We start from the raw sequence: 21,527 nt of genomic DNA on the forward strand, positions 1-21,527 counted from the left end.
ACGCACAGTTTTCTCAAGCTAAATTCTCCACATCCCTGTTACCCTGCCAAGCGGGTGCGGTTTAATAGAGGTATGAGTATTTTGCAGAAGATTTCTCGTCCGCTTCTCGCCGCCCCCTTCATTAGCGGCGGTCTGGATGCGCTCATGAAGCCGGCAGAGCACCGCGAGCGCACCCACATTCTGCTTGACCTTGCACGCAAAACCGGATGCCCAGTGGCAGACGCAGACGTCGCGCCAGCAACGATTGATGCAGCTACTCGTATCACCGCAACTGTGATTGCGCTCAGTGGCCTGGCATTAGCGACTGGCCGACTTCCACGCTCAGCAGCATTGATTCTTGGCACGCTTCAGATTCCTCTTGCCCTGGCGAATAACCCGTTCTGGCTGCACGAAGGAGCCCAACGCAAGCGTGATCTGGCAGGTTTGGTTCAGAATGCTGGTTTGATCGGCGGTGCGCTGATGGCTGCACGAGATCGTAGCGGCGCGCCTAGTCTGGGTTGGCGGGCAAATAGACTTGCAGATGAAATCTCACAGTCAGCATCAGCAAAGTTTGAGGCCATCGGCGCGCAGGTGAGCGCATGACGTGGTGCGCACCTCGCGCATCTGCGATCAACGCTCGGGTGGTCCTTCCGGGGTCGAAATCACTGACCAACCGCTATCTCATTCTCGCGGCTCTTGGCCGGCAGACAGCTGTCATTCACGAGCCCCTTGATGCGCGTGATACTGAACTCATGGTTCACGCTCTACAAGCACTAGGGGTTCGTATCGAGAGATCTGATCGCGAGTGGAGGGTTACTCCCGGGCCACTGCACTCGGGCCATATTCACGCGGGACTTTCTGGCACAGTGATGCGTTTTATCACGCCTATCGCTGCTCTGGCCAACGGTGACGTGACCATTGATGGAGACCAGGCGGCTCGCACGCGGCCAATGGCCGGGCTTGTCAACGCACTTCGGCTCGCAGGTGTTGACGCCCAGGGTAGCCACCTTCCCATTTGTGTTCGCGGCAGCGGATCAATCACAGGCGGCGACGTGGAAGTTGACGCATCGGCGTCGTCACAGTTTGTCTCTGCCTTGCTCATGGCTGGTACACGGATGGAGCAGGGGCTGACGTTGCGCCATATTGGTTCCTCACTGCCCTCACTTCCTCATATCGAGATGACGCTCGATTGCCTCACGCGCGCCGGAGTTGATGCGCACACGTTGGAACCGGGAGTATGGCGCGTCGAACCAGGACCACTTCATCTTGGCCAGGTGAGTGTCGAACCGGATCTGACGAACGCCGGCGCGTTCCTCGCCGCAGCAATGGTCACCGGTGGACAGATCACCATTCCATGGCCGGTCCACACCACCCAAGCGGGAGATGCATTCGGGACGATCTTTGAGCAGATGGGAGCTGATATCGAGCGTGGCGATGGCGAACTTCGTCTTCGTGGCCCACGCACTATCCGTCCGCTCCACCTGGACGCGGCCAACGTCGGCGAACTCGTTCCTACGCTGGCAGCCGTCGCACTATTTGCCACTGGCCCGTCACGTCTGTGGAATATTGGCCATTTGCGCGGGCACGAAACTGATCGTCTTGCAGCACTCGAGCAATCCCTCACTGCTCTTGGGGCACAGGTAAAGACGGGCGACGGCTGGTTGGAAATTTCACCACCAACCTCGCAACAGCCAGCTGCCCTCAAAGCTTATGGCGACCATCGCATGGCGATGTTCGCAGCGATTGCTGGACTACGCGTCCCCGTCACACTTGACCACCTGGAAGAAACTGCGAAAACTCTGCCCCAGTTCCACGCGCTGTGGAAGCAGATGATCAACGATTCGGAGAAAAAATGAGCCGCAGAGATATCGGCACCGACGATCCTCGCGTCCGCGTTCGCCCAGGGAAGGGCTCACGGCCTCGCACAAAGATCCGCCCCGACTACTCGTCGGCACGCCGCGGACGCCTCCTGCGCATTGATCGCGGACGTTACCTCGTGCGTATGCTCGACGACGGCACTGAAGTAACGGCCGTCAAGGCACGCGAACTTGGCCGCGGTAAACTCGCAATTGGCGACGTCGTCGCGGTGGTCGGTGACCTATCAGGCAGGAAAGATACGCTGGCACGCATCGCATCAATTGATGAGCGAACCACGATTCTGCGTCGGACAGCAGAAGAGGGTGAAGCCAGCGGAACCGAACGGATCATCGTTGCCAACGCCGATCAGCTCCTCATCGTCACTGCACTCGCAAAGCCCAAACCGCGGCCGGGAATGATTGACCGCTGCCTTGTCGCTGCTTACGACGCCGGAATGACCCCGATTCTCATGCTCACTAAAGCCGACTTGGGCGATGCCGATGAGCTTCTCACATTGTATAAACCGCTCGATTTGACCATTCTCATTTCCTCAACAGCACCCGGAAATCCTCACACCGATCTCTCTGACGTACGAGCGGCTCTGACCGGGCATGTTTCTGTACTCGTGGGGCACTCGGGCGTGGGTAAATCGACACTCATCAATGCACTTGTCGAAGGTGCTGGACGAGAAACAGGGCACGTGAATGAAGTCACCGGACGCGGACGGCACACGTCAACGTCGGCGATGGCATTTGATTTTCCTGGAGGCGCGATCATCGACACTCCAGGGGTACGAACGTTTGGTCTGGCGCACGTTGGGCCTGCAGAGTTGCTTCGAGGGTTTCCTGATTTGGAACAGATCACTGACCGGTTCTGTCCACGCGGCTGCAGTCATGAAGAAGCTGCACTCGATTGCGCACTATCCGAGGTGACCGACCCGCGTTTGATCGCACGCGTTGCATCGTTCCGCCGTCTGCTGCAAGCGAAGACGGAAAATGACTAATTCCAAATAGCGGAATGATTTATCTCGTTTTTCGTTCGCGGTGTGGGACAGAGGATGTTGCGCGGTACACTGACTGAGTGAGAAGGCTCGCCCATTTCTTACTTGCACTGGGTGGTCTAAAACGGTTGAATTCTATCAATACGAACCGAGTTATTGGAGGAACAGCGTGGAAAAGGAAATCCTGAGCTGGGACATGTTCGGCGATGCAACGCGTGAACTGGCAACCAACATTTGGGAGTCCGGCTACAGGCCCGACCTAATCGTCTGCGTGGCACGCGGCGGTCTTATTCCCGCCGGCGCGATGGCATACGCGCTCGATATGAAGCCCGTTCTGGTGATGAACGTGGAGTTCTACACGAAGATCGGTGAGACTCTTCCCGATCCACGCCTACTCAATCCTCTTCCAGACTTCTCGGCACTGAAAGATTCAAAGGTTCTCATTGTTGACGATGTTGTGGATTCCGGCCGTACCTTGAAGTACGTCCAAGAACTGTGCGAAGCCAACGGTGTTGGTGAGATGCGTCTTGCCGTGATTTATGAAAAGCCGACGTCGGTACTCAAGGCCGACTACGTCTGGCGCGATACCGATTTGTGGATTACTTTCCCGTGGTCGGAGAAGGATCCGGTCAACGCTGGCGAAAATTACGTCAAAGTTGACTGAGAGTTCAGAAAAGGAGGCGCCTTCGGGGCCTCCTTTTTGTTGCAATCACACGGTGACGGACAAGTGAACATGAAAAAGTGTCATACCCTGTTCGCTATGGTTGAGGTATGAAAATTCTTCACACTTCTGATTGGCACTTTGGACGTACCCTTCATGGGGCGGACCTCACGCAGGCATTTGAACTGTGGTGCGATCATGTCGTGGAGCTTGCCAGCGATGTTGATGCAGTCTTAGTTTCCGGCGATATCTTTGACCGCGGCGTTCCACCCGTCGCTATGGTGTCATTGCTATCGCACACTTTACGTCGGCTTGTCGAGCGCACGCAGGTCATCATCACCTCTGGAAATCATGATTCTGCTGGTCGTTTGGGCTTTGTTTCTGATCTTTTGAAAGATGGCCTGACGTTACGTACTCGTGCCACGGATGTGGCTGTCCCCATTCCCGTAAGAGACGCCCAGGGTCGTATTGGCGCAATCGTGTACGGCATTCCGTACCTCGAACCTGATATTGCAAAGAACGAACTCAGCTCGGATGGCATACCGTTGAGCCGTAGTCACGAAGCAGTCCTCAGTGCCGCACTGAAACATATTCGCGCAGATATCACCGAAGGCGAGTACGCGGGTATGGACGTTCCTCGAATCGTGATGGCACATGCGTTTATTGTTGGAGGCGAGCCCTCTGAATCTGAACGCAATCTTCATATTGGTGGCGTTGACAGCGCACCATCGGGGATCTTCAATCTTGGCCTCGATTTGCCCGGCGGTGGGATCGATTACGTGGCACTCGGTCATCTTCATGGCCCCCAGAAAGTTGGTTCGGACACCCCCGCAATGCGCTACAGCGGTTCCCCTGTCGCCTTCTCCTTCTCTGAAGAGAACCACAAGAAATCGAGCGTTTTGGTTGACTTTGCGCAGGCACATACTCCGACAATCTCGCTTATCCCCGCCCCGGTTGAGCGCCCGTTAGCGACCATTCGTGGAACATTTGACGAAATTATTTCGCCTCGCTATCGATCCCACCACAATTCTTATGTTCGCGTGTATGTCACTGATGACTCACGCCCTCAGAATCTCGTTGCACGATTAAAAAAGCATTTCCCATATCTACTCGAATGCCAACATGCACCGCTCTCACGCCCTCAACACCATGTCACTATGGCAGCAATCAAGAACGATCCTTTAACCGTGATCAACGATTTTTTCGACAATGCCGGCGGACGTCCCATGACAGCTGAAGAGCGTCAGCTCATCGCACAAGCATGGGAATTGGCCACGAAGGAGAATGAGCGATGAAGCTTCTACGTCTTGAATTTTGCGGTATTGGCCCCTTCGGAGGGCACCAAGTCATCGACTTCACTTCCCTCACTTCCGATGGTCTTTTTCTCCTAGAGGGGCCAACCGGAAGTGGAAAATCCACGATTATTGATGCAGTCGTCTACGCATTGTACGGCGACGTCGCTTCGAACGACTCAACGAAAGAACGCGTGAGGTCTTCTCATGCACTTTCCGACGTCGAATCGTACATCGATCTTGTCTTTGAAGTTGCTTCAGGCATCTACCGTGTGCGCCGCACACCGCCGTGGCAGCGCCCAAAAGCACGAGGCACCGGATACACCACAGTAAATTCCTCTGCGCAGCTCTGGCGGATGTCTCAAGCTGCCGTTGATGAGGGCCATTGGCAAACAGGGCAGGCCTTAGCGGCGAAGGCCCGTGAGACTGGTGAGGAACTCAAGGCAATTCTCGGGCTCACGCGTGAACAGTTTGTCCAGACAGTTGTCCTTCCTCAAGGGAAGTTTGCCCAGTTCCTCCGGTTGAAGTCACAGGAGCGATCAGAGCTCCTTGAGTCGCTTTTTGGCACAGCTGATTATCAGAAACTTGCCGATAAGCTCGCTAAGGATTCTCGTATGGCCAGAAGTGCGGTAGATGAGGCACGCCGTCGTTTCATCACGTCAGTCGAAACCTGGCGCGGGAATGCAGGTGTTCAGGAATGGACTCATCACGTCGGTACGCTCCTCGAACAGATTGTCGATGAAACCGACGAATCAGTCCTCAATGTCATGGCAGATGTCGAAGCCGAGTTATCTACACAGTATGAGGAAGCAAAGACTGTGTGCGAAAAACTCACGGAAGACGAGACGGCTGCCCGGGCGTATCTTGCGCAAGCAACTGCACTGCGTTCATTACTTCTCGAACGTTCGCAATTGCTGGAAAGACGTGATGACCTCGACCAACGTCGCCCTGTTATCGACAAGTTCCGCTCTCAAATTGCTGCGCACCAACGCGCTGTTGTCCCCGCGAATCGGTTAGACGAGGTAACCACAACACAAAAGGATGTGCAGAAAGCGCGACAAACATGCTACGAAGCGTGGGATAACACATCACGTGCAGACCTGGCCGCCAAGTTCGACTCTGCCAGTGGCAATGTGGACACCCTCATCGAGCTGGCACAATCAGCGCTTAGTGAAAGCGAAAAATGCCTCCAAAGTCTCGATGCCCAATTTGGGTCTGCTCAACAGATCGTTCAGCTTGAAGACTCTGTTCCTGTCCTCGTTGCCAAACGTCAGCAGGCAGAAATTGAACGCGAGCAGGCACTGGACGATCTCGACGTCGCTCGCCGCAAGAAAGAATCACTTCCGCAGTTACTTGAAAAGCTCACAAGCAAGCGGACTCAGATACACACGATTACTGAGACTATCCCCCAGCTTGAAGCACGTGTCGCAGAACTCGTCACCCTTGACCAAATTGCTCACGAGGTACTTGAACTACGCCGAACAGAGTCGGAAGATAAAAAGGACGCATCAGCAACCCTCGCAGCCGTTACTGCAGCGATCGAGGATGAGGCAAAAATTACGGCTGAGTGGATTGGATCCAGCGCTGCACAGATCGCCCAACACCTTCACGATCATTCACCATGCCCTGTGTGTGGTTCCCTCGAACATCCCGATCCTGCTCCCGCCTCTGCGGTCAAGGCAACGCTTGACCAAGTGCAGGCTGCAAGTGATCGTACCCAGGAAGCTCGAACGAGATCTGATCAAGCGAGAAGTCGATTGGTTGCGACTCGTACCAAACTCAATGAAATGGTCAAACGCCTGGGCAATGAGACAGTTGACACGATCGCTGACTCGTTAAAAAAGACTCAGGATGCGTTGGATGATGCTTGCCGAGCTAAAGCGTCCGCCGATCGTATCGAAGAGCAAATCAGCAAAATACATCAGGATTCTGATACTTTGGCACAGACGATCTCGGTACAAGAGGCGCTTATTGCATCAACGTCCGAACGTATCGCTGGAGTCAGTGAACAAATTAACTCTCACAAGGAACGTATTCAGGAGGCGTTGGCAGCGCACAATGCCAAAGATGCACGCAGCCTCATGTCACTGCTGAGAAGTGAACGTGATAAGTATTCGCTCGCTAACTCGACCACCCAAGAACTTCTCACCCTTGCATCACACCTATTGTCCTCGCAACGTCGTGCTGAACAGGCATTACAAGAAGCGAAGATGTCCGCCAACGAAGTAACCGAGGCAATATTGTCTGCTCATGTGCTCACAGATTTCACTGAGCAAGTGGCCTCCTTCGAGCAAGAAGACGCAAAGATCCTTGGCCGACTTGAATCTGAAGATCTTGCTCAGCTCGATGGGAGTGAAGATCCTCAGGTTGAGCTTGCACAGGAAGCCTTCGACCGTACACATGCCCAACTCATTGCCAGCAACGAGCGAGCGGTTGAAGCAAAGCGAAATCTCTGCGATGCTCATGCACATTTGATGAAGGCACAAAAGGCTCATGCACAGTGGGCTACCGAGGCCCAGAAAGCTGGGCCAATCGTTCGTCTCTCCCACTTAGCAAATGCAGATGATGAATCGTCGAGAATCAAGATTCCACTTGGCGTGTGGGTACTCTTGCGACGTTTCGAGGTAGTCGTCGAACGTGCCAACGAACACCTCGCAATATTCTCGCGAGGGCGATACGAACTGATCAGAGTGGACGAAGGAGAGAAAGGACGAAAACTTGGCCTAGGTATTGCTGTCATTGACCACGAAGGTAGCGAAGGCGGCGACGTTCAACGCGCACCAAGTTCGCTTTCCGGCGGTGAAACGTTCTTCACCTCACTCGCACTCGCACTCGCACTCGCTGAAGTTGTACAAGAAGAAAATGGCGGCGTCCATATCGATACTCTGATGATTGACGAAGGCTTTGGCACTCTCTCAGCAGATGTCCGTGATGTTGTGATGCAGACACTCACTCAGCTCACCGATGACGGCCGGACTGTCGGAATTGTGTCACATGTGGAGGACTTGAAATCGATGATTCCGCAACGCGTTACAGTCATTCCCAGTGAGCGTGGATCGACTCTGCGCCAAATTAGTTAGTTGCCATCATCGCGATCAGTGCGTCGCGTTCAATAACGTCATACCACAGCAGATCCACATCAGCACTGGCTTCAAATGCCACATCATCGCCTTCGCGCGCCGCCGCAATGATCTCGCGCGATTCATCTTCATCAACATGAATCGAATCAACGCGATCCCATGCCAAGGCGTCGATCAGGTGTACCCCTGTCTCGATTACCTGATCCTCAGCATTCGGAAGTTCAAGAGATGCGTGAGGCATGTCCGCACAGACCACCACACGACGCGGAGTTGGGCTATCGAACCGAAGCGAATCATCAGCTGCTGCTAAGAACGCAACATACTCGCGTTCTTCTTCATCTTGAGTTCCCAGCACCCGAACGAGGTCTGGCGTTACTGCATGGACGAGCCGAGGCGAAATTTCCGGCGCCGCAAGTTCTTCGGGTGTAAGTGGGACATATATACGCATATGCTCATTCTATCGTCGCCTGTGATGATTGCTGGCGAATCTGCTCCCACAAATACCTGATGTCCTTTGACGCTCCACACTTACTGCAAAGGTCCACCACTGAACGTCCTTTGAGTAACGCAGCATCGAAGCGAGACATGTCGTCACGTATGGTCACGATTGGCACATGAACTCCTGCAAGTAAACGGCGAATTTGTCCTGAAGGATTGTGCCCGACACTGGATGCCCGGAGACGATTAATGACCATAATTGCTCTCTTATCGGGAGGATTGAGATCCGCATGTTCAAGTATCCGTCGCATCCCAATGACGGAGGCACTCGAAACATGAAGAACAATATCTGCCGCTTCGACCACATTGCGAGACACTTGCCACCGATCACGCATCGAATCTGACCCTGATAGGCCTCCAGCGAGGTCAACAAACGTCCATTGCTCTTGACGGCGAAGTGAGTGAAGAATCTTCTCGACGATTGGGCTACTGATTTCACGCCATCGCTGGGCAGAGTTCACTCCGGCGATAATCCGAGTGCCGCAAGTATCGGTTTCAACTAGTAACTGTGCGGCGGCCTCAAGATCGCGACCCTTTTCCACATTTCGTGAAAAAGCAACAAGTGCGGAAGATTCCTCTACTCCACAAATCTGCGCCAACGATGGAGCCACAAGATCGAGATCAATTGCCACTCCCTTACTGATTCTGGCAAGTTCACGCGTGAGCGTTGATCGTCCGTGAGATCCAGCAGGACCCCACACAGCGACGATACGTCCTTCCCCTATGTCAAGAGGAATTCTCTCTTCACGCTTCTTCTGTCCCATTGACTCGATCCAACCGACCGCTTCTGAGGGCGAAATGAGATGTTCAGAGAGATTGCGCAGCTCGTGTGCTGGTACTTTCCCACCTATCAGAGTTACTGTCAGACCCAAGGACTCAAGATCACGAATTGCTGTGAGCGTCAGCGATTCACAATCTCCTTCGATCAGAGCAGCTGAGCCAATGCCAGCCTGAGCAGCTGCCAACATTTCAGTCATGTCAACACAGCGTCTGACCACATAATGGTCCGTGCGCCGCTCTGCGAGCGCATACAAAATGTTCTCTTCGAATGTTGGTGCACAGAGTAAGACTCCCATCACTGTCCTCCTGGAAGTGCGATCATAAGAGAATCACCACGGCCAAGAGCATCCACCACCGCCGCTTCCTCGCCGGCAAAGAACCGCAGCTGCACACTCTGATTTGTATGCAAGGTTCGTTCACGAGAAATGTTGACGATTTGGGCTTTTCCTATTTTTCGCGCCTTCGCATCGATGCCCGACGTCGTCTTCGGCGGGAGGGCCCAAATGTGCGCCTGCATTCCTGGACGTGCCGACTGAGCCGGAGTATGGATAAGAGGAACTTCGATATCAACGTACGGTTCACCATTTCCCCAGGTCACATCCGTAGCTGAGACAATTTCGCCCACAGCGAGCGAATGAGTTGCAATGAGATCGGCTGACACCTTCGATGCAGGCAAACGCCCTTGAGCCTCGGATAGCGGTAACTCCACAACTGTGAAGGAATCAGAGATAGGCGACCCTTGCGCAACAGGCTTGTTTATTTCTAGAACAGGTTGTAGATTTTCATCGCTCAGCAAAAATGCCCCTAGCATTCCACCGACCAGGATGAGTACAATTCCAATGAAAAGACGGGGATCGCCGAGAATAAGTCTCATTTGTTTTGATGCCATATCAAAAGCCTCCCAAAGATCCCGTTTTTTACAGTCGAGTTATCCACAGGTTGTGAGTGCGGGTAGCAAAGCAAAAACAAACTGAAGGTGAGAACAGATGGCACAGTTTCTAACGATCTCAGACGTTGCAGATTATCTCAACGTCTCGGCCAGTCAGGTACGCACCCTGATCAAGAACGGAGAAATCCCGGCAATTCAAGTCGGTGGCCGTGGCCAATGGCGTATCGAAGAAGCGAAGCTTGAAGAGTACATCAAGCGTGGTTACGAAGCTACAGCTAAGAAGATTGGCACAGACTTCGAGGTCTGACCGAAATACTCATAGTGGGGGAGCACAACGTGAAGTGCTCCCCCACTATTTTTATTACATCGCGGGAATTTCAATATACGACAATGCTTGTATTGCCACCACGGATCTCCGCCGGTTCTCATTTTCCCAGCTTACAGAGTCTCGCAATACGCTCACCCAGTCCGTTCCGACGTCGGCAAGCTCACCAGTTGTATCCACTCCATCCCCCACCACACGAACTCTCACACCACACGACCGCCTGAGTTTCGCAGGAAGACGCATCTCTAAACGCGGACGAATACCCCCTGCACGCCACCCCCGATCAAGCGACCGAATCGACCACGCTGGGATAAGATATCGAGCCATTTGACCACGCAATTCAACCCAATCTACACCAACATCTACTGGCATTCCTTTGAGGAGAGTCCCGCCGACCATAAGCTCAATATCGTCACGTGCCCCAATAATCAGATCAAGAAGCGAAACACTACCTACTTCTGCCTCTCGAATCTCCTCACATTCACGCATCTGACCCTCAAGCCGCTCAGAATCAATTCGGCCCGCAATATCGCGTAAAAGTCGATCAAAATCCATAGATACCATACTACTGATCTATTCACTCATTGTGATGACCATTCTTTAATAAAAGCACCATTTTCATACATTCATACATATGCGGGGTATATACCGCTTTCAACAAACAACTACCACTTTTAAATACATATAAATCATCAAACGACACTAAACATCAACTAAGGGGTTGCCAGATGAACGAGATGGCCCTATATAGATTATCTGGAGCACTATCTACCCTGATAGAACCAATATCATCCTCTACTACTTTGAACCATTGGTTGATATTGCTCTCAGTTGCGCTTCTTTGCATCTATCTTGTCTGGCACCTGACTGCATGGGTGCTGTATTTTGCCGCCCATCGGAGCCGCAATACTTCTCTTATGCTTCGCCTGTTAACAATTGCTCCGCGACGTGTTGCCCACAGGGCGGCAATTGCTCTCGCTTTGCCAGCATTCGCACTTTCATCACCAGCGATGGCTACCAGCGTCGATCTTTCCTGGGGCGGCGAGATCCCCTCGACGAGTACGTCACGGCTCGCCGACAACGCCCAAAATACAGACCAACCCGCCCTCACCACTCATACCCCACCTCCGCCCTCGACATCGCCAGATCCTCCCAGAAGATCTGTTCCGCCGCCTGCGAGCGCCGAATACCCGACAGAAACTCCACTCATACGCATGTGGAGCTCACCAAACACCCAGGCAATGCCTCAGGGACGAACTATTCTACAAACGACGCGGGTGAGGGTTCGACAAGGAGATTCTCTTTGGTCAATCGCACACGCAATATCTCCTGCACACACCGCAGAGCTCGTTGAGCGTATATGGAACGAAAACAAGTCCACCATCGGCCATGACCCAAATCTCATCTACCCAGGCCAAATTCTACAGATCCCGGAGGTCCACGATGTCCGCACAAGCTAATGTCACTCCCCAACCTCGTCGCGAACATCCTGTGATCTACGCAAGGCGCCACGTTGACCACCTGCGTTTCGCTTCTGTTCCCGAACGCAATCCTTATGACTCACTTGCTGAGTGGCGTGATCACCAGGTTGAGCTAACGAAACCATTACCGGAGAACTTTCCGGCTCCCAAAATCGCCGTCGCACAAATGATCGGCCAATGCGTGGAAGTATTGCTTGGGCATCGCCCTATTCGACAAGTCCAAAATTGGATGACACCCGAAGTCTTCCACTCACTTTCTCGCCATGCTGGACTCGTGAAGCGCGCCGGTGCGACACCGACGCGTTGCCTTCCACCACGTGTGCGCAGAATTCTCCTGACACAGCCCCAACCACGAACTGCAGAATGCTCCGTGGCACTGTTCGACGGAATGCGCATTCGCGCAGCAAGTGCTCGGATTGAAGTCCGGCGAGGCCACTGGCATCTCGTTAATCTCGAAATCTACTGAATATCAGAAAGAAGGAAGACGGACGCTGACTGCAAATGCAGTAACCGCCCGTCTTCCTTCTTATCTTTCTGCGCTGAATACTCCATAGATCCTCAACGACGAAGATCAGTGCTTACGACGCGCCCGACGTTGTTGACGATTCAGTCCATCCTTGCTCGCCAAATGCTGCCCGGACTCGTTCGTACGCTGAACATTTCCTGATTCATCGCTCGAAGAGTACGTCATCTGAGCTTGAGTCGTTGGGCGCTTAATCCCCAAAACTTTTTCGGTGTCGATATTGTGTTGCGGCTGTTCTTGCGCTGCAGGCTCTGCCCCCGCCGCAAGAGCTTCACGTGCAGCACGCTCGCTTGGGAGCTCGAAGTTGAACAAGTAACCCACCGTTTCAGAACGAATCGCATCGTTCATCTGCTGGAAGAGCTGGTACCCCTCTTCTTTGTACTCAACGAGGGGATCACGCTGAGCCATCGCACGAAGCCCAATACCCTCCTTCAGGTAATCCATCTCGTAAAGATGCTCACGCCACTTGCGATCGAGCACAGTGAGAAGAACTTGGCGTTCAATATTACGCATATTATCGTCACCAAGCTCTTCTTCGCGCTCTTCGTAGATCGCGTGAACATCGTCAGATACTTCGCTGAGGATCGCCTCGCGGGTGAGCAAGCGTGCGCCACCAACCTCGTCAACAAGCTCCTCAGGCGAGAACGACGGCTTGTAGATGCTACGCAGGTCGGTCCACAGCCCATCAAGATCCCAGTCTTCAGCAGACCCGAGAGTACCAGCAGTCACCACATCGCCGACGGTGAAGTCAATAAAGGACTGGATCTGGTCTTCGACATCCTCGCCGTTCAAGATCGCACGGCGCTCTTCGTAGAGAACTGCGCGCTGTTCGCTCATTACGTCGTCGTACTTGAGGACGTTCTTACGAATCTCGGCATTTCGTGATTCGAGCTGTGTCTGCGCACGCTCAATAGCATTGGACAGAATCTTGAATTCGAGAGCTTCGTCCTCTGGGCCTTTCTGGAACATCGCCGTCGCCCGGTTATTTCCAAACAGGCGCAGCAGATCGTCCTCGAGAGAAAGGTAGAATCGCGATTCGCCCGGATCGCCTTGACGTCCTGCACGGCCACGGAGCTGATTATCGATGCGACGCGATTCATGTCGTTCAGAGCCAAGCACGTACAAGCCGCCGAGTTCTTTGACTTCCTCGTGCTCCGCCTTGACCGCTTCCTTGGCTTTCGCAAGCATATCTGGCCATGCAGCCTCATATGCTTCAGCATCCTCGTCAGTCGAAAGCCCCGCTTGTGCCATCATCGCCTGCGCAATATGCTCAGCGTTTCCACCGAGCATAATGTCAGTTCCACGACCAGCCATATTCGTCGCAACGGTAACCGCACCCTTGCGTCCGGCCATCGCCACGACTTCTGCCTCGGACTCGTGATGCTTTGCGTTGAGCACGGTGTGAGGAATGCGGGCCTTCTTCAGCAGCGACGAAAGCTGTTCGGAGTGCTCCACCGACGCCGTGCCAACGAGCACGGGCTGACCGATAGCGTAGCGCTCCTTGATGTCCTCCACAATCGCCTTGTACTTCCCAGCCACTGTTGGATATACAAGGTCTGTCTTGTCCTGGCGAATCATCGGACGATTCGTCGGAATTGGGACGACGCCGATGTTATAGGTGCTGGCGAACTCTTCCGCTTCGGTTTCCGCAGTTCCCGTCATTCCCGAGAGCTTGTCGTAGAGTCGGAAGTAGTTCTGAAGGGTGATCGTCGCCAGAGTCTGATTCTCTGCCTTAATTTCGACATTTTCCTTCGCCTCGATGGCTTGGTGCATACCTTCGTTGTAGCGACGCCCGGGTAGTACTCGGCCCGTATGCTCATCGACAATCATCACTTCGCCGTTTGTGACGATGTAATCCTTGTCCTTGTGGAAAAGCTCCTTAGCCTTAATCGCATTATTCAGATAACCGATCAGCGGAGTGTTCACTGACTCGTAAAGATTTTCAATGCCGAGCATGTCCTCGACTTTGTCGATCCCAGGCTCAAGAACGCCCACAGTACGCTTCTTCTCATCGACTTCGTAGTCGGTGTCCTTGCGCATCTGCAAAACAGCGCGGGAGAAAGTCTGGTACCACTTATTCGCGTCGCCTTCAGCTGGGCCAGAAATAATGAGCGGGGTACGAGCCTCGTCAATGAGGATCGAGTCCACTTCGTCAACGATGGCGAAAAAGTGACCGCGCTGAACCAAGTTGTCCACATCAAGCGCCATGTTGTCACGAAGGTAATCGAAACCGAATTCGTTGTTGGTGCCGTACGTAATATCTGCCGCGTACTGGGTACGGCGCTGATCCGGCGTCAGGCCCGAAGTGATTGTGCCTGTGGTCAAACCCAAGAAGCGGTAAACGCGTCCCATAAGCTCAGCCTGGTACGACGCGAGGTAATCGTTCACGGTCACCACGTGTACACCCTTGCCAGGAAGAGCATTGAGATACGCAGCCAAAGTGGCGACAAGTGTCTTGCCTTCACCAGTTTTCATCTCCGAGATGTTACCCATGTGAAGGTTGGCCGCACCCATCACCTGCACGTCGTAGTGGCGCTGACCAAGAGTGCGCTTGGACGCCTCACGCACAACGGCGAATGCCTCAGGGAGCAAGTCGTCGAGAGTTTCGCCCGCCTCTAGACGCTCCCTAAAATGAGCAGTTTGCTCTTTCAGTTCAGCATCGGTCATGTCCTCAAAAGAACTCTCGAGCTCATTGACCTGCTTTGCAATATTCTGAAGTTTCTTGAGCGTGCGACCTTCGCCGGCGCGAAGGATCTTATTGATCAGCTTACGCACTATCTCTCCTGACAATTTGTGAGAATATACCGCAAGTTATTCTAGCGTTTTGACACGCACGTGGGACAGCGGTGGACGCATGTCACGTTCGCTGAAGGCAAATGTTTCCTCCCGACGCTGTGGCCACAGTTGCGTTGCGACACCAACTTTTCGTTGTCGCATACAAAGAGACGAGCACAAGTGGCTGTGCTACTTGTGCTCTTCTCTTCAGTCAAAAATGAGGACGTGTTTTTATGCCATTCGATCAACCATTGCGTAGGCAAAAGTCACCAGAGCATCTTTGACATCGCCCTCCTCAACGATCTCCAGTTCAGCGAGTGCATCTGAGGTCCACTGATGTGCCAGCTGGCGTGTTTGCTCAACGACGTCATGACGACGCAGCATTGCGACGACGTTCTCCAGCCGATCACCCTCATCGAGGTGACCTTCAGCCAACATCGCCAGAATTTCCTCGCCCTCGCGGTCGATAGTCCCCTCAGTAGCCATACGCTCAAGAAGTAACGTTGGCATTGTCGGCACGCCTTCAAGCAAATCAGTTCCTGGCGTCTTACCTGTAACATCGGAATCGGACATGAGATCAATAACGTCATCGGCGATCTGGAATGCCACGCCCACACGCTCACCGTATTGAGCCACTGCTTCGGCAAGTTCCTCACTTCCGCCCGCAGAAAGTACACCATACCGTGCAGATGCCGCGATCAAAGATCCCGTTTTTCCAGCGAGAACTTGAATGTGATGAGCCTGAGGATCCTCACCTTCCTGAGGTCCCACGGTCTCATGGAGTTGGCCAATGCACAGGCGCTCGAAAGTGCGCGCGTGAAGTAACACCGCTTTCGGACCAAGCCCGGCCACGATCGCAGATGCTCGAGCAAAGAGCATGTCCCCTGCCATAATCGCAGAGGAGTTTCCATAGACATATTGTGCCGAGGGGACTCCGCGACGTAGAGGAGCATCGTCCATAACGTCGTCGTGATAGAGCGACGCAAGATGCGTCAATTCCACGACCACCGCCGAGTCGATGACAGCCTGCGCTTGCGGATTCGGCCCCAATTCCGCAGTGAGTACGGTCAGTGCCGGCCGAAGGCGCTTGCCACCTGCAGACGCCAAATGCGACGTGGCCGAGTCAGCCACAAGATCACCGACGCGCACGGCGTCACGCAGCGCATCTTCAACTTCCTCCATACGGGCGCGAAGGCGCACCGCCAGAGGATGATCTGAGGAGAACAGGCTGTCAATCAAGCTCATAGAATGAAGGACCCTTGCATGAAGTCGAGGAATGGAGCGGGCAGGATGCCCAGCGCAATCGTAGCAACAAGTGCAACAACAATTGCAACCATCGACATACCTTCAGAGGTGACCACCACTGTCGATTCGCCGTCCGGTTCTTCGAAGAACATCAATGCGACGAGTCGGAAGTAGAAGAAAGCGGTCACCGCAGAAGCGAGAACTGCAATTACCACGAGAATGGCTCCACCTGCATGGATACCTGCGCGGAACGCTTCGAACTTTCCGATGAATCCGCCGGTGAAGGGAATACCAGCGAAGGACAAGAGGAAGACCAGCATCGACGTCGCTAAGAATGGGCTTCGCTTACCCAGTCCTCGCCAGGAATCCAAGTCCGTGGCTTCGCCGACGACGTTCCCTGCCGAGTCCTTCGAGCGCACCAAAGTCACAACACCGAACGCGCCGATCGTAGCGAATCCGTATGTCAACAGGTAGTAGAAGATCGCAGCAATCGCCGTTGCAGTTGGACGGAATGCTTCGATATCTGACGATAGTGATGGCAGGGCGGCAACCCCCAGCAGTGCGATCAGAATGAAACCTGCGTGCGCAATCGACGAGTAAGCGAGCAGACGCTTAATATCTTTCTGCACCAGACCCATGACTGTGCCAACGACGATCGTGGCGATGATGACGATCCACAGGAACGGAGTCAGCGCATCACGCGCTGGAGCCGAAAGGAACATCATCACACGAATCAACGCAGCGAAAGCCGCAGCCTTGGTTCCAGCAGCCATGAACGCAGTGATCGGAGTCGGAGCGCCCTGGTAGACATCAGGTACCCATTGGTGGAATGGCGCAGCGCCGATCTTGAACAGCAGTCCCAAAATCACCATGACCACGCCGATCACCGTAAAGCTCGTGCTTCCCAGAACCATCGGGCTTGTGCCATTACCGGTTACTGCGGCCACTTCGAAGAACGACACGCGTCCCGTACCGCCATAGATGAACGCTGCTCCCATGAGGAAAACCGCCGACGAGAATGCACCCAAGAGGAAGTATTTCATCGCAGCCTCTTGAGAAAGAAGGCGACGACGACGTGCCGTTGCCGAGAGCACATAGAGCGGCAAGGACAGTAGCTCCAGTGCGATGAACAACGTCAGCAGATCGAATGCTGCAGTAAATGCCATCATGCCACCGGTGGCGAAGAGGGCAAGTGGGAAGATTTCGGTCTGGATCCGACCAGCTGCCGTCGATTCGCGTTCCTCTTGCGAGCCTGGACGTGTTGCTGACGACGCTGCAAAGGAACCGTCCCCAACGTGGGTGCGATCAGCTATCACTAAAAATGCAATCAACGCCACCACAAGTAAGACGATGAATGAAACGAGCGAAACACCATCTTCAACCAAACCAATTCCGGTGTTTGGCACACGCGTCGCCTGCTCAGAAATTGTTTGAGTGCCTGGCGCACCAGACAAAACCGAGTATGGGGTGATCTTGCGTCCCCCGGCAATGAACTCCGTCCATCGCCATGCACTTGCCAATAGAGCGCCTGCAAGAGCCAAAATCGCAATTGTGAGCTGAATCGGACGTCGATACTCACGTGGACAGAAGGCCTCGACGAGAGTGGAGATCACTGCCGCGCCCAGCACAATCAGCAACGGCGTCATCGACGCCCAGAGGATCGTTGCGTTCACTTGTTGCTCCCTTCGAGAACGATATTCTCAGTGGTTGATACCTGAGCCATGACCGACACAGCGTAAGCTGCTGGGGTGGAGACGAGGTCGATAACCGGCGCTGGGTAGAATCCGAGCCACAGCATCGCAGCAAGAATCAGACCCATCGCAGTCTTTTCAGTCGCCCTCATATCCTCAACGTCCACGTCCGGCTTCGGACCAGTAAATACTCTCTGATACGGCCACAAGACATAAACAGAAGCGATCACGACAGCCGGAACAGCGGCAAGTGCGGCCCACTTAACTGTTTGGAACGTGCCCATCAACGTCATGTATTCCGGAATGAACCCCGACAGGCCAGGAAGAGCAATCGTCGCCAAACCGCTGACGAGGAATGTTCCTGCGATCAACGGCGTGACACGTTGCCACCCGCCGTAACTGGAGATCAGGTAGGAGTTGCCACGGCGTGCGAGGAAACCCACGACTAAGAACATGCCGGCTGTCGAAATTCCGTGAGCCACCATGTAGACCATCGCACCGGTCATCGCCAGTGTTGAGCCGGAGAAAATTGCCATGACCATGAAGCCAAAGTGGGACACCGAGGTGTAGGCAACCAGGCGCAGAAGGTTATCAGCCTTTACTGCCATGAGCGCACCCCAGAAAATCGAGATCAGCGCGAGCACGATGATCGTCACCGAAAGCCCGAGGGCAGCACGAGGAAAGAGAGGCACACAGATGACGATCATGCCGTAGGTCCCCAGCTTGTCGAGCACGGAGACTAAGAGTGTCGAGGTTCCCGGCGTCGCTTCAGCAGCCGTATCAGGAAGCCAGGTGTGCAATGGCCACATCGGCGCCTTGATTGCGAATGCGATGAAGAATGAGCCGAACAGCCACAGTTGAGCGGTTTCGGAAGCGTTGAGCCCCTGTGCCAGCGTTGAGTAGAGATAGGCGTCGCTCCCACCTGGACCGTACGCGTACACCCCGATCACTCCGGCGAGCATAATCAAGCCACCGACGAGGGAGTACACCAAGAATTTCATCGCCGCAGGCTTGCGATTCTCGCCGCCGTATCGCCCGATGAGGAAGTACATCGGAATGACGAGTGCTTCGAAGAGCACGTAGAAAACGAAGAGATCCTGAACCGCGAAAAGTCCAATCATCACTGCTTCAAGAGCAAGGACCCAGGCGAAGAAACCATAGGACTCCTCCGTGTCATCTTGACCATATTCGGCAAGGATGACAACGGGGACGAGGAAGGTCGCAAGGAAAATCATGACTGCCTGAAGGCCGTTAATACCCACTGTCCAGGTCACACCGATTTGAGGAATCCAGCGGTAGGACTCATACAAGGAGATGTGATCCGTGTGGTAGCCAGTGGCGAAGGCGACGGCGAAGAGCACGAAGACAAGCACGGAAACTGCCAGGGCGTAGTGGCGCGCCACCCGACGAAGCGGTCGCACGAGCCACAGCATCACAGCGGCGAGTGCCACCAGGGCAATCAAAAATGTCAGCCAAGGGAAGGCTGCGTTGGAAATCATGTTCTTTCCTCCTACTTTCCTAGGCCAACGCTGATAACCACAATAAGCGCAAGAAGCACACCAGCGGTCATCAAGCTTGCGTAGCTCCGAGCGAAACCGTTTTGGAGCTTACCGATGATATGTCCTGCACCGAACGATCCCTTTGCGATACCACGCACTGCGCCGTCAACGAACTCGTGGTCAGCAACAGCAGTGCCGGTTGCCACAATCATTGACGGTTTCATGACGAGGTTTTCGTTGATCGCATCTTGGTAGAGATCAGCGCGTGCAGCACGAACGAGCGCATTGGCTTGCGGTGCAGTAGCGGGAACCTCAACCGCAATGTACATCTTCCAAGCAATTCCGACTCCCACTGCGACGGCAACGAGGGTCATCACGGTGATCGCGATCGGCGCAAGAACTGGCTCATGATGAGGTGTTTGCCCGATTGATGGAGAAAGCCACGAAATAAAGCCAACGACGTTGAGGATGCCTCCGAGGGCGAGTGAACCGAGCGCAAGAATGGCCATCGGTACCCACATCAATGGACCTGGATCGTGCGGATGATGTGCCTGATCCCCATGATCGCTCCATCGCGCCTTCCCGAAGAAGATCATGAAGACCAAGCGCGACATGTAGAACGCGGTCAGGCCGGCGACGGCAACGGTGATGAATCCGAAGATCCACGGGCGCGCGCCCTCGCCGACGAAGGCTGCTTCGATGATCTTGTCCTTGGAGAAGAATCCGGATAAGAACGGGAAACCGATAATCGCGAGGTAACCGCACATGAATGTTACGGCCGTGATCTTCATACGCGAGAACAAGCCTCCGAAACCACGCATGTTGACTTCGTCGTTCATTGCGTGCATCACAGCACCAGCACCAAGGAACATATTGGCCTTGAATGCACCGTGGGTGACGAGGTGGAAGATCGCGAAGGCGGCACCGACCGGGCCAAGTCCAGCAGCAAGCATCATATAGCCGATCTGGCTCATGGTCGAAGCTGCAAGGACTTTCTTCATGTCATCCTTCGCAGCACCAACGACAGCTCCAAAGACGAGGGTGATCAGACCGATGATCGCCACTACAAGGGACGCAGTCGGAGCAGCGAGATAAATCGCACCCGAGCGAACCATGAGGTAAACACCCGCCGTCACCATCGTCGCTGCGTGGATCAGTGCTGACACTGGCGTCGGACCTGCCATTGCATCACCCAACCATGCCTGCAACGGGAACTGTGCCGACTTACCACACGCTGCGAGCAACAAGAATAGACCAATGAAAGTCATCCACTCCGTCGTCGCTTTCGAGGCGCCCGCCTCGACTACAGAGAAGTTGACTGAGCCGAACACGGATACCATCGCCATCATCGCAATGAGCATTCCGAGGTCGCCCACACGATTCATGACAAACGCCTTCTTACCAGCTGTCGCATATTCCGGAACGAAATTCCAGAAGGAAATGAGCAGGTATGATGCCAGGCCAACGCCTTCCCATCCGAGGAATAGTGTCAGATACGAATTGCCAAGGACGAGCATGAGCATCGATGCCACAAACAGGTTGAGGTAGGCGAAGAAGCGACGACGATCGACGTCGTGTGCCATGTACTCCACCGAGTAGATGTGGATCAGGGTGCCGACGAAAGTCACCAGCATGACGAAGGTGGCGGAAAGCGGATCGAAGCGCGTGGCCAGATCGACTTGAAGCTCAGTGCCTGGCAACCACGAGTAGAGCACAGATTCGGTCACTCTGGACGAAGCATCCACTCCAAGAAGACCGATCGTTGCGATCAGACCGATCACGAAGGACGCACTCGACGCAGCGATTGCGAGCCAGTGACCCCATCGGTCCGCTTGACGTCCGAGGACAAGAAGCAGGAGCGCTACAGCGAGCGGAATGGCAACCGCGAGCCACACATTTGCCGCCATTCCAGTGGCTGGCACTGGAGCGACGGGCATCATGTACAGATTCAT

General features: G+C 54.2%; 17 protein-coding genes. 8 read left to right on the plus strand and 9 right to left on the minus strand.

What is annotated here, in order from left to right; genetic code table 11:
- Positions 1 to 72 precede the first annotated feature (72 nt).
- The 6 genes from P7079_RS06605 to P7079_RS06630 all read left to right on the plus strand — a co-directional run bounded on the left by P7079_RS06605 (position 73) and on the right by P7079_RS06630 (position 7,869).
- Positions 73 to 582, plus strand: a complete 510-nt coding sequence (locus P7079_RS06605; RefSeq protein WP_278012488.1) for a DoxX family protein — start codon at positions 73 to 75, stop codon at positions 580 to 582.
- Complete coding sequence (gene aroA / locus P7079_RS06610) at positions 579 to 1,835, plus strand: 3-phosphoshikimate 1-carboxyvinyltransferase (RefSeq protein ID WP_278012489.1); 1,257 nt, start codon at positions 579 to 581, stop codon at positions 1,833 to 1,835. The genes P7079_RS06605 and aroA overlap by 4 nt, the downstream gene beginning before the upstream one ends.
- On the plus strand, positions 1,832 to 2,839 hold the full coding sequence (rsgA, locus tag P7079_RS06615) for a ribosome small subunit-dependent GTPase A (RefSeq protein WP_278012490.1): 1,008 nt from the start codon (positions 1,832 to 1,834) through the stop codon (positions 2,837 to 2,839). The genes aroA and rsgA overlap by 4 nt, the downstream gene beginning before the upstream one ends.
- Before the next feature lie 166 nt (positions 2,840 to 3,005).
- The gene (locus P7079_RS06620; protein WP_278012491.1) at positions 3,006 to 3,500 is read left to right on the plus strand and encodes a phosphoribosyltransferase; all 495 of its coding nucleotides are present in this window, start codon (positions 3,006 to 3,008) and stop codon (positions 3,498 to 3,500) included.
- A gap of 107 nt (positions 3,501 to 3,607) precedes the next feature.
- Entirely contained in the window at positions 3,608 to 4,792 is a 1,185-nt protein-coding gene (locus tag P7079_RS06625; protein WP_278012492.1) for an exonuclease SbcCD subunit D, read from the plus strand.
- Complete coding sequence (locus P7079_RS06630; RefSeq protein ID WP_278012493.1) at positions 4,789 to 7,869, plus strand: AAA family ATPase; 3,081 nt, start codon at positions 4,789 to 4,791, stop codon at positions 7,867 to 7,869. Before P7079_RS06625 ends, P7079_RS06630 begins: the two co-directional genes overlap by 4 nt.
- Here P7079_RS06630 and P7079_RS06635 read toward each other — a convergent pair.
- The 3 genes from P7079_RS06635 to P7079_RS06645 all read right to left on the minus strand — a co-directional run bounded on the left by P7079_RS06635 (position 7,862) and on the right by P7079_RS06645 (position 10,036).
- A complete protein-coding gene (locus P7079_RS06635) occupies positions 7,862 to 8,317 on the minus strand; it encodes a DUF6912 family protein (protein WP_278012494.1) in 456 nt (151 codons plus the stop codon). The two genes, P7079_RS06630 and P7079_RS06635, sit on opposite strands and share 8 nt — an antisense overlap.
- Before the next feature lie 4 nt (positions 8,318 to 8,321).
- Positions 8,322 to 9,344, minus strand: a complete 1,023-nt coding sequence (locus P7079_RS06640) for a CpaE/TadZ family protein (RefSeq protein ID WP_278012495.1) — start codon at positions 9,342 to 9,344, stop codon at positions 8,322 to 8,324.
- Positions 9,345 to 9,442: 98 nt separating this feature from the next.
- Positions 9,443 to 10,036, minus strand: coding sequence for a hypothetical protein (locus P7079_RS06645; RefSeq protein WP_278012496.1), 594 nt, complete (start codon positions 10,034 to 10,036; stop codon positions 9,443 to 9,445).
- A 97-nt stretch (positions 10,037 to 10,133) separates the two neighbouring features.
- Here P7079_RS06645 and P7079_RS06650 point away from each other — a divergent pair, with 97 nt between their 5' ends.
- Entirely contained in the window at positions 10,134 to 10,343 is a 210-nt protein-coding gene (locus P7079_RS06650) for a helix-turn-helix domain-containing protein (RefSeq protein WP_278012497.1), read from the plus strand.
- Positions 10,344 to 10,397: 54 nt separating this feature from the next.
- Here the strand turns inward: P7079_RS06650 and P7079_RS06655 are convergent, their stop codons facing one another.
- A complete protein-coding gene (locus P7079_RS06655) occupies positions 10,398 to 10,916 on the minus strand; it encodes a hypothetical protein (protein ID WP_278012498.1) in 519 nt (172 codons plus the stop codon).
- Between the two features lie 888 nt (positions 10,917 to 11,804).
- Between P7079_RS06655 and P7079_RS06660 the strand changes: the two genes are divergently transcribed.
- Positions 11,805 to 12,308 carry an Rv3235 family protein gene (locus P7079_RS06660; protein WP_278012499.1) on the plus strand — a complete coding sequence of 168 codons (504 nt, stop codon included), beginning with the start codon at positions 11,805 to 11,807 and terminating at the stop codon, positions 12,306 to 12,308.
- A gap of 105 nt (positions 12,309 to 12,413) precedes the next feature.
- Here P7079_RS06660 and secA read toward each other — a convergent pair whose 3' ends face one another.
- The 5 genes from secA to nuoL all read right to left on the minus strand — a co-directional run bounded on the left by secA (position 12,414) and on the right by nuoL (position 21,527).
- Entirely contained in the window at positions 12,414 to 15,140 is a 2,727-nt protein-coding gene (secA, locus tag P7079_RS06665) for a preprotein translocase subunit SecA (protein ID WP_278012500.1), read from the minus strand.
- A 231-nt stretch (positions 15,141 to 15,371) separates the two neighbouring features.
- Entirely contained in the window at positions 15,372 to 16,385 is a 1,014-nt protein-coding gene (locus tag P7079_RS06670) for a polyprenyl synthetase family protein (RefSeq protein WP_278012501.1), read from the minus strand.
- On the minus strand, positions 16,382 to 18,031 hold the full coding sequence (nuoN, locus tag P7079_RS06675; protein ID WP_278013624.1) for an NADH-quinone oxidoreductase subunit NuoN: 1,650 nt from the start codon (positions 18,029 to 18,031) through the stop codon (positions 16,382 to 16,384). The genes P7079_RS06670 and nuoN overlap by 4 nt, the downstream gene beginning before the upstream one ends.
- Before the next feature lie 23 nt (positions 18,032 to 18,054).
- Positions 18,055 to 19,575, minus strand: coding sequence for a complex I subunit 4 family protein (locus P7079_RS06680; protein WP_278012502.1), 1,521 nt, complete (start codon positions 19,573 to 19,575; stop codon positions 18,055 to 18,057).
- Between the two features lie 11 nt (positions 19,576 to 19,586).
- Entirely contained in the window at positions 19,587 to 21,527 is a 1,941-nt protein-coding gene (gene nuoL / locus P7079_RS06685) for an NADH-quinone oxidoreductase subunit L (protein ID WP_278012503.1), read from the minus strand.

The sequence above is a fragment of the Arcanobacterium canis genome (genome assembly GCF_029625435.1).
Taxonomy (GTDB): domain Bacteria; phylum Actinomycetota; class Actinomycetes; order Actinomycetales; family Actinomycetaceae; genus Arcanobacterium; species Arcanobacterium canis.

Coding starts and splice junctions, on each gene's coding strand:
- P7079_RS06605 (WP_278012488.1), top strand. CDS start 73: ATGAGTATTTTGCAGAAGATTTCTCGTCCGCTTCTCGCCGCCCCCTTC.
- P7079_RS06630 (WP_278012493.1), top strand. CDS start 4,789: ATGAAGCTTCTACGTCTTGAATTTTGCGGTATTGGCCCCTTCGGAGGG.
- P7079_RS06670 (WP_278012501.1), bottom strand. CDS start 16,385: ATGAGCTTGATTGACAGCCTGTTCTCCTCAGATCATCCTCTGGCGGTG.
- P7079_RS06635 (WP_278012494.1), bottom strand. CDS start 8,317: ATGCGTATATATGTCCCACTTACACCCGAAGAACTTGCGGCGCCGGAA.
- P7079_RS06640 (WP_278012495.1), bottom strand. CDS start 9,344: ATGACTGAAATGTTGGCAGCTGCTCAGGCTGGCATTGGCTCAGCTGCT.
- P7079_RS06680 (WP_278012502.1), bottom strand. CDS start 19,575: ATGATTTCCAACGCAGCCTTCCCTTGGCTGACATTTTTGATTGCCCTG.
- rsgA (WP_278012490.1), top strand. CDS start 1,832: ATGAGCCGCAGAGATATCGGCACCGACGATCCTCGCGTCCGCGTTCGC.
- nuoN (WP_278013624.1), bottom strand. CDS start 18,031: ATGACGCCGTTGCTGATTGTGCTGGGCGCGGCAGTGATCTCCACTCTC.
- P7079_RS06625 (WP_278012492.1), top strand. CDS start 3,608: ATGAAAATTCTTCACACTTCTGATTGGCACTTTGGACGTACCCTTCAT.
- P7079_RS06660 (WP_278012499.1), top strand. CDS start 11,805: ATGTCCGCACAAGCTAATGTCACTCCCCAACCTCGTCGCGAACATCCT.
- nuoL (WP_278012503.1), bottom strand. CDS start 21,527: ATGAATCTGTACATGATGCCCGTCGCTCCAGTGCCAGCCACTGGAATG.
- aroA (WP_278012489.1), top strand. CDS start 579: ATGACGTGGTGCGCACCTCGCGCATCTGCGATCAACGCTCGGGTGGTC.
- P7079_RS06650 (WP_278012497.1), top strand. CDS start 10,134: ATGGCACAGTTTCTAACGATCTCAGACGTTGCAGATTATCTCAACGTC.
- P7079_RS06645 (WP_278012496.1), bottom strand. CDS start 10,036: ATGGCATCAAAACAAATGAGACTTATTCTCGGCGATCCCCGTCTTTTC.
- P7079_RS06655 (WP_278012498.1), bottom strand. CDS start 10,916: ATGGATTTTGATCGACTTTTACGCGATATTGCGGGCCGAATTGATTCT.